Source organism: Alterotamlana spongicola, from assembly GCF_035818475.1.
In the GTDB taxonomy this organism is placed as follows: domain Bacteria; phylum Bacteroidota; class Bacteroidia; order Flavobacteriales; family Flavobacteriaceae; genus Cognatitamlana.
This window is the reverse complement of sequence record NZ_JAYMGV010000006.1, coordinates 17529-36747: the sequence shown is the minus strand read 5'-3', so window position 1 is coordinate 36747 and position 19219 is coordinate 17529. Positions and strand designations below refer to the sequence as shown.

Here is a 19219-nt window from a genome sequence, read left to right as displayed (position 1 = left end):
CATAAACATAGATAAAAGCGATGCTAATACGGCCGGAATAAAGACTTGGAATAAAAGAAGCTTCACTAGAAAAAAGATAAAGATTAGACGAGTCAAATACTTGAACAATATTATAGAGCAAGATCACCGGAGCATTAAAAGAAGAATGGTAATTTCAACTGGGTTTAAAGAATTTGAATCAGCACAAAGAACACTAGCAGGAATAGAAATAATACATATGATTAGAAAAGATCAAATCTTGAAACCCAAATCTTCAACGTTCAAAACTTTTTGCGCTCTAGCTTCTTGAAACTAGATTCTCTTTTAAAAATACAGCTCTATATAATTAATGAGACAGCCCCCCGTCCCAGTTTAGACAAAATTTTAATGGTGTACAGAATATATTTTAACACTAATTTCTTCAAATCATCACTCCACGCATCCCAATTACTCAATGTTAATATATCTTTCAAGATTATTTATTAGGATAAGCTTGATTTTATACTCGTCAAATTTCCAGTTAATAGTTAAAGCCAGATACAACTTAACCACTTAGCCATATTATATAAGCAGCGAGATAAAATAATTATTTCAAATACAAATAAATAACGGCCTTTTACAATCAAAACTAACCCCATCAAACAACCTTTAGCTTCTTCCCTATTTTGACAAAACACTTTACTGCCTTTTCAATTTGTTTGATTTCATGAGCCGCGGACAATTGTACTCTAATCCGAGCTTTACCTCTAGGCACTACAGGATAGAAAAAACCAACTACATATACACCTTCTTCCAGAAGCTTTTCAGAAAACTTTTGAGCTAATTTAGCATCATAAAGCATAATAGCTACAATAGGATGAATTCCGGGCAAAACATCAAATCCCGCAGCTGTCATTTCTGAACGAAAATACGCTGTATTCTTTTCTAGCTTATTTTTTAAGTATGTAGATTCTGATATAATTTCTAAAGCTTTCAAAGAGGCCCCAACTACAACCGGAGCAACAGAATTAGAAAACAAATATGGTCTGGAATGCTGCCTTAAAATATCAACTATCTCCTTTCTTGCAGCCGTAAAACCTCCTGACGCACCACCTAAAGCTTTTCCGTAAGTCCCTGTAATAATATCTACTCTATCCATCACGTTATGATACTCATGAACCCCTCTTCCCCTCTTACCAATAAAGCCTGTCGAATGACATTCATCAATCATAACCAAAGCTTCATATTTATCTGCTAAATCACAAATTTTATCCAATTGCGCAACCGTCCCATCCATTGAAAAAGATCCGTCTGTCACTATTAATTTTCGCCTTTGTGAGGATGCTAATTTCAATTGTTCTTCAAGACTTGTCATATCATTATGACTATATCTAAAACGTTTGGCTTTACAAAGTCTAACCCCATCAATTATTGAGGCATGGTTAAGCTCATCCGAAATAACTGCATCTTCTTTTGAAAGTAGTGGTTCAAAAAGCCCACCATTAGCATCAAATGCTGCAGCATATAAAATACAGTCTTCCATACCCAAAAACTGAGCTGTCTTTTCTTCTAATCTCTTATGTATATCTTGAGTACCACAAATAAATCTAACTGAGGAAAGGCCATAACCATATACCTTCAGAGTTTCAATACCAGCATTGATTATCTCTTCATTTGAGGAGAGCCCAAGATAATTATTTGCGCAAAAATTTAATACGTTATGATTAGATGCTGTACTAATCTGAGAACCCTGTTTTGAAGTAATGACTCTTTCTTTTTTAAACAGTCCATTTAACTTAATGGATTCTAAATCCTTTTGTAATTCATCCTTAATTGACTTGTACATAACTTATATATTTTGTGTTTCATTAAAATACCTTAATCTTAAATGCATGACCATATCCTTTGTCATAGTATTTATATCATATTTCGGTTGCCATTTCCAATCTTCCCTAGCTTCAGAATCGTCTACACTTTCGGGCCAACTATCTGCAATTCTTTGCCTAAAATCCGGGTTGTATCTTATTTTAAATTCAGGAAAAATAGATTGTATAGATTCCGCCAATTGACTTGGACTAAAACTCAATCCGGATATATTATATGACGTCCTTACCCTTATATCCCTAAACGGAGCTTCCATAATATCAATGGTGGCATTTATAGCGTCCTCCATATAAATCATAGGCAATACAGCATCATGATTAAGGAAACACTCAAAAACTTCATTTTTAACTGCCTTATGATACATCTCAACAGCATAATCTGTTGTACCTCCACCCGGCAATGACTGATGACCAATTACTCCTGGATATCTTATTGAACGAATATCTAACCCGTATTTATGACAATAATAGTTAGCCCAATTCTCTCCTGCCACTTTACTAACGCCATAAACAGTCTGAGGGCTTGTGCTAAACGTCTGAGGCGTATTCACCTTGGGAAAATCAGAACCATAAACAGCTATTGAACTTGGAAAAAAAACTTTGGTAATATTATTGTGTCTAGAAACTTCCAAGATATTGAAAAGCGTTTTCATATTCACTTCCCATGTCTGAAAAGGATTTTTTTCACCATTTGCAGACAATATAGCTGCCATATGATAGATTTGGGTAATAGCGTATGTTTTCACTAAAAATTGCACGCGATCATAATCTGTGGCATCCAGAACTTCAAAACACCCATTATATGTTTTAATATTATTTAAATCTGTCGCTATAACATTTTCAACCCCAAACTTATCTTGGAGCCGCTTTGTCAAGACAGCCCCTAGTTGTCCACTAGCCCCAGTAACTAAAATTTTTTCCTTCATTTTAAATTATTAAAAGCATAAAATTATAAAAATACAACAATAATCAGCCTTTTTAACTTTAAAAAAACAAAAATTAAGATTATATTGTTTTAATTATTACACTTAACAGTTTTATTAACTTTACAGAGTGTAAAAAAAGCATAATTGAAGTAATTTTAACTTATCTTAAGTATGGAAAGAATAGACGATGTAGATCTTAAAATTTTAAGAATCTTACAAAATGATTCAAAAAAAACAACAAAGGAAATTGCGACGCTTCTAAATTTAACAGTTTCCCCCGTTTATGAAAGAATAAGGAGGCTTGAAAAATTCGGTTATATAAAAAAATATGTTGCAATAGTTGACAAAACCTTAATCAAAAGGCCTATCACTGCTATTTGTATGGTTTCATTACGATACCATAATGAGGGATTTATTGATAAATTTGACAAACAGATTAAGTCTCTTAAAGAAGTTCAGGAATGTTATCATATGGCAGGAAAAGTTGATTTTTTTTTAAAGATCAACCTAGAAAGCTTAGATACGTATCATGAATTTATAAGATTGAAACTATCAAAGATTGAAAATATTGGGGTTCTAGAAAGCTATTTTGTACTTAAAGAAATTTTTCAAACTACTGAATATTACTTTTAACTGATGTTGTGTTAGCTTGTTTCCATTTATCAAATTTCTCACATAAAAAATCCTTAACCCAAACCAGGCTAAGGATTTCTTCAATTAAACTAACTCAAACTAATAAACAATATGAAATATTAATATTAAATATACTTTGACTTTACTAGTATAACTTTCCCTTAAGGCTCTATAGTAGGTTCTGTCGCATTAACTCCTTCGTTTTCAAATATCCTTACTTTTGAAATAAAAAAACTACTAAAGCTATCAGCCAGAGGCATTAAATTTAATGAATTAAAGTCTAAGGAAATGGAAGATTCTTTAATTGAACTTATCCATTTAAGCCCTTTAGAACGTTTACTCTCATTTATCAGAATACTACAGAAGCTTACTTTTTTTGAAGATTTCGAATTGCTTGCTAGCACTAGCTTTTCTGATAACTTATCGTTAAAAGAAAGTGGTCGTATTAATCTAATTTATGATTATGTTAGAAAAAACCATATAAAACAAATTCGATTACACGAAATTGCCGAAAAGGTTTCTATGAGTAAGGAAGCTTTTTGTCGGTTCTTTAAAAAAACATTTAATAAGTCATTTTTTGAATTTGTAAATGAGTATAAAATAAGTTTAGCTAGTAAACTATTAATTGGTACAGATTACTCTATTTCCCAAGTTGGATATGAAGTGGGGTATAATAATCTTAGCTTCTTTCATAGGCAATTCAACAAATTTAAGGGCATGTCACCATCAAAGTATCGTCAAAACTATAGAAGGATACTTAAAGTATCATGACTCCAATTATTAATTAAGCCTTAATTTTATTTAGTTCAATTATTTTAGTCAAAAATAACCAATGTTAACCCCTCCTTAATGAAAGGCCTTTACATACTTTTATGAAACTGGGAACCTCGAACACTCTTAGTGGTGTAGTAGATCCATTTATGGTGTCACTCCCTCGTATAATGATTTTTAACCATGAATCTGGTTCTTATGATAATTTCACTTGTTTTTTATTAAATATTTAAAGAATCAAACAATTCAATTAACCTTGGATCTGAAGGTCTCGGTGCTTCCGTTTTTATCATATTCCCATCAGGGTCTATTAAAATAAATCTTGGAATTCCTGTAATTCCATATTCTTTTATAAATTCCGAATCATACTCTTTATCTGCAAGTAACTGAACTCCACCCATACCTTGGTCCGAAACCATTTTTCTCCACTTATCACGGTCTTTTGCTTTGTCAATAGAAATACTAACAAATTCAATATCCTTATTTCCGTGATATTTCTTTTCTACTTTTGATAAAAAAGGAATTTCGTACCTACATGGACCGCACCAGGTAGCCCAAACATCTATATAAACGTACTTTCCTTTAAAATCATCAAGAGAGGATACTCCACCAGCGTAATTTTCGTAGTTAACGAATTTTGGGGATGCACTTCCTTCAACCATATTTAAGAGGTTCTTGTATATTTTTGTAGCTTCTTTCTTGTTAGCTTCATTTGTAGAATTAGCCATAAAAGAATTGTAAAAATCTTTAGATCTCTCAGCACCATCATTAGGTGTCAAAAATGCCTTTGTGTAATCGAAGAATACTTCGTTTTTAACCATTTCACTTTTGATTTTATTCAAACCTTCTAAGTAAGCCTCATTTATATTAAGTTCTGGTTTTTTTTCATAATTTTATTTCTCATCATGGTGAAATAAACACTTAAAAGGAATCTATAATTATTAGAAAGAAGATAATCCTCTTCAATTGAATAATTTACTTCATCTAACTCATTTAAAAAGTTCTCAGATTGTTTATAACCCTCTTTTCCCGTAAGATATGGATGAAGGGATGTGTGTTGAATCAACTTTTTTAAATAAGCGTAGTTAATATCTCTTTTCTCTTGGCCCCTAAACTGACTATCTGAAATGTTTTTATAGGACTCCAATAACGAAGTATGAGCTAATTTAATAGCCTGAAAAAGTTTTTTGAATTCTTTTTCTTCAAGCTTATACAGTGCGCCTTTGTCTTTAGTTTTTTCTTTGGTTATCCGGTATTTGTCACTTAAATAATGACAAATGATAGAGCCTTTTCCTGAGACAGAAAGAGTTTTCTTAAAATTTTCTGCATCAAAGTTTATAACAAGGTTATGTCCTGGTTTTATATAAATTGGAATGGCATTCTTTTCATTATACAAATAATATTTGCCTTCTTTCAATCCAATGGTATCCGAAATAGTCCCTGTTGCAGATACCTTAATGGGAATTTTAACTTTTGGATAAGTGTTTAGGAGACTATTAATAGTAAATTCTTTGTCTGTCTTATTCGTTATTTTACCCGAAATTAAGGTATAATCAATTTGAGCTTTCATCTTGAAAGCAGTCATAGCGAATAAAGATAATAATAGTATTTTTTCATATCGAATGTATTAATCATGTGACTTTATGCCTTTATTAAAAAACACATGGATAGTATACTAAGATGACAACTTTGTTTTTTTTAACATTATTTTAAATATTGAGAGATGAACATGAATTATTCATACAATTTCTTAATGTCTTATAGGCCTTAGTTATATGATTTTCTACTGTTTTTATTGATATGCCCATTTCATTAGCTACCTCCTTATGTTTCTTTCCAGAAATTTTATGGGCTATAAATACATCTTTACATTTAGGAGGCAAAACACTAATACATGCTTCTAAGCTTTCTAAATGTTTTTCGGTAATATCATCATTAATTTTTGAAGACAATGTATGTTCTACATAGTTATAAGAAGAAAGCAGTCTATCGTTCTTTATATTAAGCCTGTGTACGTCTATTAACTTATAATAAGCAGTTTTATACAGGTAGCTCTTAAAAGACGTATTTATGCTTATCTGTTTTCTTTTATACCAAATATGTGTAAAAGTGTCTTGTACAATGTCTTCAACATTTTTCTTATCCAAAGTAAACCTTAAAAGGTATATGTATAAGGCATTGTAATGTTCCTGATAAAGTTTATTGAAGTCTTTTTCGTCTTCAACATTTATGTCTTGAATTAATCTTTTATTTTTTAACATACTATTTCTTAATAAAAGCAAACAAGCCATCAATAGTGCGTTCTCTTCCTCTGTGCTTTAAAATAACCACGGCCTGCTACTTATTAACACTTTTACTTTCATTTTAGGAAAGAGAATAGATTCTTCATTGAATGGTCTTAGATGACATTATTTCATTGGATATGGTATAATCTCTTTATATCTCCTACTCTGAAACCAGGGGTCATTTGCTCTTTTTAAAAGTTTACCAAGTTGAACCAGTAGTTTTTTGGCCACTTTTGGTTTGTTTTCTAAACTGATTTTACGCAATTGGTATGGGTCATTAACATTGTCATATATAAAGATATTATCCAATTTTGAGCCTTTTTTTTTCTCCCACGGTCTTTTATTTTCTTCTAAACAAAGCGTATATCTACTTGTTAAAACCCCTCTTGAGTTGCCTAACATCAATAATACGCCATCCGGCTTTTTAATATTACTTGAAGATTGGTTCATAAGAAGGTCAGCAAAATTTGTTCCTTCTTTAGAATCCGGAATATTTTCTTCCAATCCTGCTAGCCCCATTGTTGTTGGCAGAACATCTGGAACACTTAACAATAAATCGGTAATCCCCCCCGCTTTTATACCTTTTGGCCAATGCACAATAAATGGTATTGCCAGAGCTTCCATTTCAATAACATTCTTTCCCTTTAAACCATGGCTCCCTAACATTTCTCCATGGTCTGAACTAAATATAACTATAGTATTATCTAACGCTCCCATTTTCTCAAGTTCATCAATTACAACACCTATATACTTATCTGTACTTGTAACATTTGCAAAGTAATGTCTGGCATATTTAGCAACTTCAACATCTGCATTTTCTCGAACAACTAACGTCTCGTCTACTTCCGGATACTTATCCGTATCATAATAATTTCTCAACACTCCCATATCAGTACTTTCATCCGTCCACGGGTTATGTGGAGGATTTAAGGACCAAATCATACAAAAAGGTTTGTTTGAATCTCTTTGTCCGTTTTTGTTTTGCAGATAGCCTATAATTTTGGCAGCCTCATTTTTTGGAGAAAAAACTTTTGGCAAATGTAATTCGCCGTCTTTTTTTCCTTCAATAGCACCTGGATCATTGGAATATACATGTGGATTGTAATGAATATCTTTTATTGATTGATAGAAATATTCAATATTATGACGCGCTCTTCCAGGAGGCACGTATGTATCATAACTATTAATATAGTGGCCCCCAGGAGCTTCAGTTGCCCCCACATAATTACCTTTTTTGTCAAATACAGGTTTATTATTTGTGAAATGGCATTTTCCAAAATAAGAAGTATTATACCCGGCTTTATAGAAAAGGTCTGTTATTGTCTCTACATCATCTTTCAAACTATCATCTCTATTTTTATGACAATTGGACCAAATTCCATTTTGTTCAGGAAACATTCCCGAAAGCAGCATGCCTCTATAGGGACTGCATAAAGGGTAATTACTTATTGCCTGAGTAAAAACAATCCCATTTTTTGCTAACCTGTCTATGTTAGGTGTTACAACCGGATCAGGCTTCCCTATAACTTTACTTTTGTATTTACTTTCAGACCAAAAGCCTGCGCTATACCTTCTTAATTGGTCCGGAAAAATGATAAGAACATTTGGTTTTTCAGTTAACCGTATAACTTCTTTTTTCTGTGCCTTAGTATTGATTGAAAAAATCACAAAAAATAAAAGCAGATAATTATTTGTAGTCATATTCGTGTTTTAAATACTTCTTTACATCTATAACTCATTCTATAACTAAATAAGCTGCCTGTTTCATCGACCTTTCTTTTGTAGAGATAACAGCATTTATTTTATTAAACTCTGTATTAGCTAATGCCAAAGAAACAATGGTATCTCTATTCTTATCAATTAATTTTTTAAACGCCCCTATCTTAAGTCTTATTTTCACCAATTCCCTCTTTTTATTAAAACTTTGGGGGATACTTTTTGTTCCTAATAAACTTCCTGTTTTTATTCTGTCATCCCAAATTATCTTAAGTTCACTCCATTCATCATTTTGAACACCAAAGACATTTAGATTAAACATAGCATTAGGAATATGGTCTTTCCTATTAACCAGCACATATAAATATAATGATACACGCTTATAAGATTTTATATGCCCAGGGATTTTAAATTTCAACAACCCTGTTCGAGATTGTTTATCTGTTCCTTCTGATTTAAAAACCTTAATATTTTTTGAGTCTTTTTCACCCATAGGAATCCTTGCAGACAATCCTGCCTCAATATAGGTATCCTCAGAAACTTTTATTTTATTTTTTTGAGCCTGAACAGGTACCACTAAGACAGATATTGAAGTAATAATATATAAAAGTGCTTTCATGAACATATTTTTTTGTTTCCTATTTAATCCATTTCTAACATCCAATTTGGAAGCTTTCCAAGTCTAAGTTTTAGCTGTTCCTCAAATAAAGACTCTGGTTTAACCGGAACACCATGACTCTCATTAACCTGTACTTCCTTTTCATTAAAAGTGGTACCCGCTCCATGAAACCCAACAATTATTGGAGGTACCATTTGCCAGTACCAGGTTCTTTTTGATTGAAAATCAAAATTCACTTCAGCTTCATCTATTTCGTTATAGTTCCATAAAACCAAATAACGTCCATGATTTGGCAAATTTTGTCGGGCTCCCCCTGCTCTTCCCAAAAAGAACCCTCCCTCTATGTTATCAAACAATGTACATCGTGGTTGAGAGGCATGTGACTCAAATGAAGTATTTGCCGGATATTTACATTTCCATATAACAGTCCCAGTGGTACTCCCTCCTCCAACACCTACCGCATGATGCATTCCGGCTGTATCTTCAATTTTTGCTAATAAAATACCTGTTGACCCACCTGCTGCTGAGATTGAAGCATGCCCTCTATTTCCTTCTATTTCAATATTTATAGCAGTACAGGCGGCAGAAAGTGAAAAATTGGCCGCATTGTTGACATTTTTAAATTTACAATCCTTTATCCAAGAATTAACAGCTTTAGAAATACTTAAAATACTCCACCCTCCATCGTCTTGAGCTGATCTATGATGTTTAAACTCCTTTAGCCAATTTCCCTCAAATACAATACTTTCAAACCCAATATGATCAATATGAGCAAACCTAGAAAGCTTCCACCCATGTTTTTTTTGAATATCATAATGAATGGGTTCAAAAAAAGTAACGGTATTTCCATTCACGGATGCCACCTGATGACGCTCATTAACTACCACTCCTTTTTCAAGAATAGATGTCCACTCCGGAGCTGGCTTAATTGGCTGTAGGTCATACTCTATTAAATCTTTACTATTGTTTTTAACTTCTAAAATCACCCAATCTCCTCTTTTAATTTTAGAAGGATCTGAAACTTTAACACTATATGTTTCTCGTTTTGTGTTAGCAATAATGTTTGCTAAAAATTTATTACTCTTAGTGCTGGTAGCTTTAATTGCCTTTGGAGTTGACCATAATTGATTGGGGTTTTTAGGAGGTAAATCTTTATCAAAAAATATGGTTGTTCCATTTTCTTCAGTTCCTTCTCCTCGGAGAACTATTTTTGAAGACGTTATCAAAATTGGGGTTAAATCATCATTCCCTGTATTAATGATATATTTCCCCCTAGGGAAAAAAATAATACCTTCTCCATTTACCATGGCGGCCTCGATAGCTTTTTTTACAGCATTTTTGTCTGATTTATCATCATTTACTTTAGCTCCAAAGTCGATGACATTAAAAACCTTATAATTGACTTTAGGAATTGCCTCTTCACTATATTTATATCCTGCATAAGAAAAATCAGGAAGCATGGCTTCCTTACCCATTTTTTTTGACTCCTTATAATTTTCCCATACTTTACTTTGTTGTGCTCCACAACTTAATATTACTATAGAAAATACTCCTAACACGAATTTATTACACATCATATTTAAGTTTTTGAACTATATTTTTTTAACAACAGTATAGTCTTCATTTTTACAGAATGGAGTATGTTTATTATGACTTACAAAAGAATAACCCATGAAATTACATTTTAGATGACATTTAAAACAAAGAAAAGTTTTAATGAATCTCAGAAACCTTGAATCCTTTTATAATCATATGGTTATTTACCGTGCGGAACCCAAAATACCCGCTTGTATAAGGTTCCGGGTCATATAATTTAAAGATTACTTCTCCATTTCTTAAATACAGAATATCATTACCTTTTGCTATTAAAGTAATATGCATCATTTTATTTGCCGTTATCATAAATTCAGAGTTATCCAAATCATGTTCAGGCAATAAAGGTCTTTCAATATTACCATTATACCTTCTAAATCGTGTTTTAGAATTGTTATGGCCGCCATATCCAACGTAATATTGGGTTAATTCATGATAATTTGAAAACTTACCATTTCGGTTTTTTGAATTTTTAAAAAAATCGGTTCGGTTTTTGGGATCGTTTGCCATCCAAAAACAATTCAAATCTGATACTCTGTCGTATTTTCCGCCTTCATCTATTACTGTAACGTCATATTCAATTTTAACAGGGCCTTCCAACTTATATTTTAACCATAGTGTACATCCTTTTGCATCATTTATTTCAATTATATTAGAATTAAAAGTTACTGTACCTCCTGGTTGCTGTTCTACTACCCAATTTTTTTTTCGAATAATCTCACCGGAATAAATTACTTTTTCCATTTTACAAGCTAGAAAAAAGCATAACAATAAAACGCTCAAAATTGATTTTATCATTGAATTTACAATTTTAAAAAACATATTTCTATTCTCAAAAATGCACCCCCTATACTTTAGAACACGCATTAACCGAAAGCGAATTACATCGTCTTTATGCAATCCTTTTTTGTATTCCCATAGTTACGAAAAAATATTTATGTACCAATACTTTAAAGTCTTTCAAGCTATTCAATTTGAGAGTATTGTAAAAATTGAAACCATATGTCACCTTAAATACAATCTCATGTGTTATAGTCTTGAGGGGGACCTAAAAAAACCATCATATTTTTTTAAATTAAATACAATTACCAAAAATGAACTTTCTAAAGTTAATATCTTGCATAGGCATAACTATGCTGTTCAGTATTGATTCTACGGGACAACAGACTAACACAAATCCTTTTATTATTAGCAACTTTATTTATGATGACTCATCTATGAGAAACCACATTAATGAACAATCGATAAAAATGTATGAAGAAAACAATTTTACCAGATTTAATTCGCTAATAAGTCGTACCAATATAAAATCAACAAGCTCCAAAAAAAGCAAAGAAAATGGATCTAAAGAAAACGTTTTCAATTATAATGAGAGTCGTGAAAGTGTTTTAATTCTATCCATATTATATTTATGTGACAAATGCCCAAACTTCCATACCACAATTGCTTCTGGCTTTCTCATTAGTGATGACGGATTATGCGTTAGCAACCATCATGTTTTTAGCCAAAATAAAAAAAAAGAGTCTCAAAATTTAGCCGTTTTTGCTTTTGACTATAAGGGTAACGCCTACCCGGTTACTCAAGTAATCTCTTCTGATAAAGGTAAGGACCTTACCGTTTTTAGAATACAGGCCAAAAAACAACTAACTTCTTTACCTCTAAAAACCTCTAATGCTAAAATTGGAGATGACATTAATGTAATAAGCCACCCTTTTGGAGAATTTTACACCTATTCATCCGGTGAAATCACTCGATTCTATATGAATAAGAAAGATAAGAGCCTAAGAGCTAGTATCTCAGCGGATTTCGCTAGAGGATCCAGTGGGGCTCCAGTAATAAACACCAAAGGAGAGGTGATAGGAGTTGTGTCTTCCACGCACGCCCTAAATGCACAAACGGATAATCAAATGGTAGTAAAATCCATCATTCCTGTTTCTGAACTATATAACATGATTCCATAAAAAAACTATCAAGGCTCTGTTATTAAAACGCTACTGTTATACCAGGCTTAAAAACGATATATTATTATTTCTATGAATAAAAACAAAAGGAGTAAAAAGAGTTGGATTTTCTAAGACTATATCATTCATTAGTTATGAAATACATTTTTAAACTATTAATAAATAACAACTTATTAAAATATAAATACTAAAATCAAAATCATTAAAAATAATGCGTTCTATTTTTTGCGAAACCCACAAATGTTAAAAATATATTATATTCTTATATTTTACAATAAATCCTTTTAGCTTTGCGAAAAATTACTGAATACTTTTAATTAAATCATGACAATAAATGAAAAAACATTTAAAAAATTCAAAAAAGGAAGTTTAGGGGCATTTAAAAATATTTTTGAAAGCCTATACCCTACTCTTGTCTCTTTTGCTGTTCGTCACTCCATTAATGATATGGAAGGTGAAGACATTGTCATGATCATTTTTAACAAAGCATGGGAAAAAAAATCAGAATTTAGCACCCCTTCTCATCTTGTAAAGTTTTTATACACATCAGTACATAATAAGTCCATTAATACCTACCGAGATAAAAAAAACAGAGAACGTATTTTAAACAAAAAAAAAGAAACTACTGTTGTTAATTTTGAATTTGGAAATATTTTAATTGAGGAAGAACTGAATAGGCTATTATATTTAGCTATTGCTAGTTTGCCTCAAAGAAGAAGGGAAGTCATGGAACTAACTTTAAGAGGCTTTTCTCTAAACGAAATAGCTACAAGTTTAGATGTTAGCCTAAACACCGTTAAAACTCATAAAGCAAGAGCTATTAAAGAGCTAAGAATAAAACTCAAAAACCACCACAGCATATTATTGCTTTTGCAGTTAATATAAAATAATAAAAAAGGTGGATTTCTAAAAACCCACCTTTTTTATTTTTTATATCCAAAATAGCTAATCTACATGGCTAGAACATCCTCCTTAAGATCTGATATTCGCTTATTTTTGCTTTTCCCTTTTTTAGCCTTGAACTCTTTCTCTATACAAGTATTAATATTAGCGAGGGCATTTTCCCTATCTCCAATCTTCACATACAGCTTTGTTGTATAAAAATAAGTCACATAATTATCAGGGTTTACTTCGTGCACTTCTTTTGCTAATTTAATCGCACTATTACAAACCTCTTCATTTATTTCGCCTGCAAACTTTCCTGTGACTTTATTAAGAATATTATTGGCAATTCTTGATCCGTATATAGCATCCTGTGCAAGAATGTCCCTTGCAAATTTTGCAGTTCTGTCAAACCATTTATCATACTGCTTGTTTGCTATATACCACTCATCATACATATTTGCTTCAGTCATAGGCTGATCATCATATATATATACACCATGCGTCTCTAAGATAGCCTCATCTAATTCTTCTAAGCTGCCTGTTTGAGTAATATCATATAGATAATAATTCATAGATTGTTGTATCAACTGATCATAATCTTTAGGCTTAACAGAAGTATGAGCAAGAAACTTCTCTTTATTTTCTAAAATACTATAGAATAAATCACTTTTATACTTTAGAGCAACTGTATTAAACAAAATGAACAATACTTCAGGATTGATTAATTCATTTTCACTAATATGCTCTGCAAAATCCTTTCCTACTTCGTCTAACTTATCTTTCTTCCCTGATGCTAAAAGTGATCTTACGTATAGGTTCAAAAATTCTAAATCACGCTCACCATTTGCATAGCGCTTAACTAAAGCCTCCTGTGTATTATATGGGTTTGCAGCATCTTTAGCATTTTTTATAAGTTCATCTGCCCTTTTCATTCCCACTTCTTTTCTTATTACATCTCCATTAGCATCCAAAAATAAGAGTGTTGGATATGCAGAAATGGTATACTTTTTTGCTAAGTTTATACCTTCACCAGCCTCCATATCCATTTTTAGGCTAATAAATTTTTTGTTAAAAAAATCACCAACCTCTTTTTGGGGAAATATACTCTTGGTTAATACCTTACATGGCCCGCACCATTGGGTATAGCAATCTATAAAAATAAGCTTGTCCTCTTTCTTTGCCTTAGCCAATGCATCATCAAAGGTATAAGACTGAAATTCAATCCCTTGCCCAAACATATGCATAGACACTAATAATATTACTACCGTAAATAATGTGTTTCTCATTTTCTGTTTTCTTTGTATTTTATAGTTCACTCTTTTTTATATTAAAAACCAGATCATTGCTCAAAGGTGGCGTACATTGTATATCACTACAACACATGTAGCTAACTTTAGCTTCTATTGATGTTATGGGCTTAACCAGCTTGACCTTTTGCTTAAAAGTTGCCTTATTAGAAAAGTAAGTTATATTTGTCTCAAAGGTTTCATCATACTCTGTATGCCCTTTATCTTCAACACAAATACCTACCAATGCAAAATCAGGGCTTTTATCAAAAGAAAAATTTGTAGGCAAAGGCCCATCTTCCTGTGATGATTTTTGTGAATATAAGTGCCACCCCTCTTGAATATTAGCAATGGCTATCAAATTATATTCTGTTTCTGAAATTTTCTCAACACTAAGGTTCCAGTTTAAGGGACTTATAATCTGTGATTGTACATAAGCTGTAAATAATAGACCTAGTAACAATACGTACTTTTTCATATAATTCATTGACAATGGTTTTTAAATATTTTGACAGGGTGACGACCTATCCTAAAATCAAAAGACTTAGAAAAATTAAGGCTATTTTTTAGCAAAATAATTATCTATTTCCCTTTCTAAATATTTACTTCTAAGGTCCGTACCTACAATAACACCTTTCTCATTTACCATTAATATATATGGATAACCATCTATCCCAAAAGAGAACGCTGTATTATTATTTTCTTCAGGAGAAAGAGGAGATAAGGCATATCTATTTACATCATATTTATGTTTAGAAATATACTTCGACAACCTTTCATGGTCTTTTTTAACAAGACTCTCGCTATCTACGGAAACACTAAGCAGTACCAAACCTTTATCTTTATACTTCTGACTCATTTTAACAACATAAGGGACTTCCTTTACACAGAAATGACAATAATAATTCCCGAAATCTATTAAAATTGTTTTTCCTTTAAAATCATCTCTGGTATATACTTTTCCATGTTCATCTTTAAATTTAAAATCCGGCACTTTCTTCCCCACCTGGACATTTATTTTACCGGCCATATATTTATCCATCTTTTTGACATAAAAAGAAGACTCCAATTGTTTATCAAATTTTTTACGTACCTTTTTTGCTACTTTTAAGGGTAAACTATAAAAGTTATCCGTCATGATATTGGCAAAAGTCACACTATTCTTCCAACCTTTTGTTTTTCCCAATATATCTAAAAACTCCTGACCCTGCCCCAGGTATTTTTTATCAAGCAACTCTGCCTTCTCAAATTCTCCTTTAAGCCTAGCCACATCTCTGTGAGATTTTGTCATTCCAATAGAGTCTAAAATTGAAAAGGTCTTAAGCTGCTTCTCGTATTGAGCATGCAATTTACCATTTGTAACCTTTGCTATTACACTACCCCATTTATCAAATCCAGCTTTAACCTGTATATCTGAATCATCCAGAAAGATTCTCATTCGACTATCACCTGATATTCTCTCTGCTTTATTAGACACCAAGAGAAGTAAAAATTGAGGTTCATCCAACTCGCCTTCCATAAAAAATTTACCATCTTTTATCTCAATGGTTTTTTCAATAGTACTCCCATAAATCGAAATACTTCCTGTTTCAATACCGTTAAACGTTCCGGTAACACTATATCTTTTGGATTCACCTTTAGCATAAGAGGTGCAATAAAAGCTTGTCAGTACAAAAAGTACTATAAGTGATTTAATTTTCATAATTCTATATTTAATATTTAACTTATTTAACTAAAGAGTCCAGGAGACTTACCAGTTCTTTCTTTGTTGGATTCAAAGCATTTACGCTCATAAGCTTTCCTTCTTTATCTATGAGCATGTAACGAGGTATGGTGGTTATATTATATAAGCTTGAAAAACCATTTAACTGATTTAAAAGATTTTCTCCTGTGATATTAAACTTTTTTGACAATTTTTTCCATTTCTCAATATCCTTACCTAAGCAGAGTGAAACAATCTCTATATTATTATTGCCAGCATACCGTTCCTTTAATTTATGTAAGTAAGGCAAATGATGTACACAAATAGGACAGTTAAACCCCCAACAATCTAAGTATACGTACTTTCCTTTGTACTTACTAAATGAAAACTCATTGCCATTAGTATCTAGAAATTTGAGATCACAGAAATTCTCACCCTTTAAACAATTCTCCATGCCTTTAAGTTTGGCATTAATAATTTCTATCTGTTTCGGATTTCGAAGATACTTTTTGGCAACTATCATGTTTTCATAATTAGCATCATCATACAAATGCGTTCTAGAAACCACATCCCAAATCCATGCTTTTTTTACGGTTGGATTTTCTAAAAAAGTTATTTGATACTCCAGATTATTCTTTTTTTCTTCGGTAATTCTTTCAATCTTCTGCTTCACTTTAAAATAATCTGCTAACCAACTCCACCATCTTGGTAACAAGATGAATTCCTGATTATTAAAAGACATTTTATTAACAAATTTCACATAATCCGAAGAGAATTTATTATCCTTTGCTTTTAAACCATATTTTAACTTACTAAACACTATAAACATGTTTAATCTATAGGTTTCTATTTCTTTAATATCTTTATCTACTATGATGCTCAAGTTATTAGAAAAACGTTCACAACTACTTTCAATTTTTTTACAATACTCCGTAAAACTCCAATTATTTATTTTTGCCGAGTTTAATAATTCGCCTACCTCTTTATCCTTTTCATATACATAAAAATTGTTCATGTATGAGTGTGATCTAGAAACCAGGCCTCTTTTATTCTTTTCAATTTTATAATCTAAACCAGGTTTCAAATACATGAGGTTATTAAAACCTACCATATAATATCCTTCAGAAATACTATCGGTTTCAATATTAATTTCTCCCTCTGCGTTTGGCTTGTAAAAAGCGTAGGGCGTTAATTGTGTAGACCAAGGGTCCCATCTGGCATCTAATAGAGCTAAACTTTTAGTATCTTTAATGTTTCCACTTATTTTAATTTTAGGTATCTCTGTATTACAAGCTCCTAAAAAAACAATTATAATACTTGTTAGAAGAATCTTTTTAATTATCATTTCTTTATTGTCTTTAATTATAATTTGTGATTTTATTAAATGGATAGTTAGTTACAAATTGAAGTCATATTTTGGTTATGGGAAATAAAAAACCACTACCTGCCAAATATTCATTTTTTGAATATTCATGTAAGCAGTGGTTCTGACTAACTCAAAATAAAAATACACACCTAGTTATATTTAGGTCAAAACAAAAATTGCTATTAATGGTTATTCTATACCTGTAAGGGCAAAATCAGATTTATAAGCTGTTCTTCTGGGGCAATTTTCAATAAACCACCTTATTCTTTGAGCTTGTGCCTTGGAAATTGACCGGTGACGTCCTTCACGTGAATCCATAATATTTTCACTTACAAACTCGTAACTTCCCCCATTCACATTAATACGCTTAACTTCTTTATTTTCTCCAAACGTATAATTAAAAGTATCATCACAATAGTCATTGTCTCCTCCCGGAACATAATATGGGCTCCACCATGAAGTGGATGCAAATGTATGCTCTAAACCAAAATAAACTCCCACATAGGTCATAAAATCTTGTACTCCTGCCAATGTATATTTATTATCATCAACAAACTTAGGTAAACTCTGCAACTCAATTTTCATACCTGTAAAAGTCGGATTATTATGATCATTGATGGTCAATGTTTTGAGTTTCCACCAATCACTTGATGTAGGTACCGTTGGTACTCCTCCGGAACCTCCAGAGCCTCTTTTTGGCCTCACTTGTGGCCAATCTGTAACCCCTGGATTTACTCTTGTAGGAAAACAAAGCGAACTATATATTGAAAATGGCCTACTTCCTCCGTAAGAAATTAACCAAATATTTAGGTATTTATCTTGCGGCCAATGCAAATTGATGCCTTCAACATCTAAAAAACTGTCATACCTCTGGTTACTTCTAGGCTCCGTATACTCTCCGGTTGCCACATCACGCCTAAGCGGGCTAATGGTTAAAGTGTCTTTATATCTATTAATACCGATTTCTTTTAACAACTCCCCATTAGGATCATATTTTGCGGCTGCAAAACGCACTTTTGTATCAACTCCCATAGGTGTATTAACCGCATTTCCACTAAAAACTCTATTCATTCTGTTAATAAGATCGTTTACCGTTTTTTCAGTTACTTGATAGCGCTCTTCTGCTTCTTGTGGGGTTTGGACTATATGAAAAATAACAGGATAAGTTACTACATCATAAGCATCATCAGGCAAAGGAGCCTCAATAGTTACCGTTGTAGTATCGGAAACCAAGTTAGTTCCTTTAATGGTAGCATAAATTCTTAATTCCTTTCCTATCAAAGATGCATCAGGCGTAGAAAAATATCTATTAACATTTATACCTTCATTAATTTCATGGTATTCTATCCAATCGTCCTTAATTCTATCTTCTTTCATAAGTATGGTATCATTCTTCAATTGTTTCCATACATAGGGTTTTAAATCTAATTGTGCCTTCCCATCTGCCAATAACATGTAATGGTTTGAATACATTTTAAATTTAACCAAAGAATCTACAGATACATCATCATTACTAAAAACGGGAAGGGGCTCTTTTTGACAAGATCCTAAAAATAAGAGTAGTCCGAATATAGATAAAATAGTTCCTAAGCCTACATTTTTTATATTGTTTTTTATATTGCTTTTCATAATTCT

19 protein-coding genes are annotated in these 19219 nt (G+C 31.9%); 5 read left to right on the top strand and 14 right to left on the bottom strand.

All coding sequences use genetic code 11. The features are described from left to right. Positions 1-289 (top strand): DDE-type integrase/transposase/recombinase (locus VOI54_RS17615; RefSeq protein ID WP_326284611.1); only part of this gene is annotated, 289 nt, incomplete at its 5' end. A gap of 327 nt (positions 290-616) precedes the next feature. Here VOI54_RS17615 and kbl read toward each other — a convergent pair. Together kbl and VOI54_RS17605 are read right to left on the bottom strand one after the other, a co-directional pair. Then, positions 617-1804: a glycine C-acetyltransferase gene (gene kbl / locus VOI54_RS17610; protein ID WP_326284610.1), complete on the bottom strand. Its 1188-nt coding sequence runs from the start codon at positions 1802-1804 to the stop codon at positions 617-619. 3 nt (positions 1805-1807) lie between these two features. Beyond that, positions 1808-2767 carry an NAD-dependent epimerase/dehydratase family protein gene (locus VOI54_RS17605; RefSeq protein WP_326284608.1) on the bottom strand — a complete coding sequence of 320 codons (960 nt, stop codon included), beginning with the start codon at positions 2765-2767 and terminating at the stop codon, positions 1808-1810. A 171-nt stretch (positions 2768-2938) separates the two neighbouring features. Between VOI54_RS17605 and VOI54_RS17600 the strand changes: the two genes are divergently transcribed. Together VOI54_RS17600 and VOI54_RS17595 are read left to right on the top strand one after the other, a co-directional pair. After that, the gene (locus VOI54_RS17600) at positions 2939-3400 is read left to right on the top strand and encodes an Lrp/AsnC family transcriptional regulator (RefSeq protein ID WP_326284606.1); all 462 of its coding nucleotides are present in this window, start codon (positions 2939-2941) and stop codon (positions 3398-3400) included. Between the two features lie 288 nt (positions 3401-3688). Continuing rightward, positions 3689-4171 carry a helix-turn-helix domain-containing protein gene (locus tag VOI54_RS17595; protein ID WP_326284604.1) on the top strand — a complete coding sequence of 161 codons (483 nt, stop codon included), beginning with the start codon at positions 3689-3691 and terminating at the stop codon, positions 4169-4171. A 221-nt stretch (positions 4172-4392) separates the two neighbouring features. Here the strand turns inward: VOI54_RS17595 and VOI54_RS17590 are convergent, their stop codons facing one another. The 7 genes from VOI54_RS17590 to VOI54_RS17560 form a co-directional block, all read right to left on the bottom strand. Further along, positions 4393-4992, bottom strand: a complete 600-nt coding sequence (locus VOI54_RS17590) for a TlpA family protein disulfide reductase (RefSeq protein WP_326284603.1) — start codon at positions 4990-4992, stop codon at positions 4393-4395. Between the two features lie 41 nt (positions 4993-5033). Then, positions 5034-5741 (bottom strand): hypothetical protein, encoded by a 708-nt coding sequence (locus tag VOI54_RS17585; RefSeq protein WP_326284601.1) that lies wholly within the window; start codon positions 5739-5741, stop codon positions 5034-5036. Positions 5742-5880: 139 nt separating this feature from the next. Further along, the gene (locus tag VOI54_RS17580; RefSeq protein ID WP_326284599.1) at positions 5881-6432 is read right to left on the bottom strand and encodes an RNA polymerase sigma factor; all 552 of its coding nucleotides are present in this window, start codon (positions 6430-6432) and stop codon (positions 5881-5883) included. A 147-nt stretch (positions 6433-6579) separates the two neighbouring features. Then, positions 6580-8157, bottom strand: coding sequence for a sulfatase family protein (locus VOI54_RS17575; protein WP_326284597.1), 1578 nt, complete (start codon positions 8155-8157; stop codon positions 6580-6582). A gap of 34 nt (positions 8158-8191) precedes the next feature. Then, positions 8192-8791 carry a CBM96 family carbohydrate-binding protein gene (locus tag VOI54_RS17570; protein ID WP_326284596.1) on the bottom strand — a complete coding sequence of 200 codons (600 nt, stop codon included), beginning with the start codon at positions 8789-8791 and terminating at the stop codon, positions 8192-8194. A gap of 23 nt (positions 8792-8814) precedes the next feature. Continuing rightward, a complete protein-coding gene (locus VOI54_RS17565; protein WP_326284594.1) occupies positions 8815-10368 on the bottom strand; it encodes a DUF4955 domain-containing protein in 1554 nt (517 codons plus the stop codon). A 136-nt stretch (positions 10369-10504) separates the two neighbouring features. Beyond that, positions 10505-11128 carry a DUF6250 domain-containing protein gene (locus VOI54_RS17560; protein ID WP_326284592.1) on the bottom strand — a complete coding sequence of 208 codons (624 nt, stop codon included), beginning with the start codon at positions 11126-11128 and terminating at the stop codon, positions 10505-10507. 389 nt (positions 11129-11517) lie between these two features. Between VOI54_RS17560 and VOI54_RS17555 the strand changes: the two genes are divergently transcribed. Further along, positions 11518-12345 (top strand): S1 family peptidase, encoded by an 828-nt coding sequence (locus VOI54_RS17555; RefSeq protein ID WP_326284590.1) that lies wholly within the window; start codon positions 11518-11520, stop codon positions 12343-12345. A gap of 324 nt (positions 12346-12669) precedes the next feature. Beyond that, positions 12670-13230: an RNA polymerase sigma factor gene (locus VOI54_RS17550; RefSeq protein WP_326284589.1), complete on the top strand. Its 561-nt coding sequence runs from the start codon at positions 12670-12672 to the stop codon at positions 13228-13230. A gap of 65 nt (positions 13231-13295) precedes the next feature. Here the strand turns inward: VOI54_RS17550 and VOI54_RS17545 are convergent, their stop codons facing one another. The 5 genes from VOI54_RS17545 to VOI54_RS17525 all read right to left on the bottom strand — a co-directional run bounded on the left by VOI54_RS17545 (position 13296) and on the right by VOI54_RS17525 (position 19213). After that, entirely contained in the window at positions 13296-14516 is a 1221-nt protein-coding gene (locus VOI54_RS17545) for a thioredoxin family protein (RefSeq protein WP_326284587.1), read from the bottom strand. Positions 14517-14535: 19 nt separating this feature from the next. After that, positions 14536-15003, bottom strand: coding sequence for a protein-disulfide reductase DsbD domain-containing protein (locus tag VOI54_RS17540; protein ID WP_326284586.1), 468 nt, complete (start codon positions 15001-15003; stop codon positions 14536-14538). A gap of 72 nt (positions 15004-15075) precedes the next feature. Further along, entirely contained in the window at positions 15076-16218 is a 1143-nt protein-coding gene (locus VOI54_RS17535; protein WP_326284585.1) for a redoxin family protein, read from the bottom strand. 22 nt (positions 16219-16240) lie between these two features. Beyond that, the gene (locus VOI54_RS17530) at positions 16241-17563 is read right to left on the bottom strand and encodes a TlpA family protein disulfide reductase (RefSeq protein ID WP_326284584.1); all 1323 of its coding nucleotides are present in this window, start codon (positions 17561-17563) and stop codon (positions 16241-16243) included. Positions 17564-17773: 210 nt separating this feature from the next. Further along, positions 17774-19213: a zinc metalloprotease gene (locus VOI54_RS17525; RefSeq protein WP_326284582.1), complete on the bottom strand. Its 1440-nt coding sequence runs from the start codon at positions 19211-19213 to the stop codon at positions 17774-17776. Positions 19214-19219: the final 6 nt, after the last annotated feature.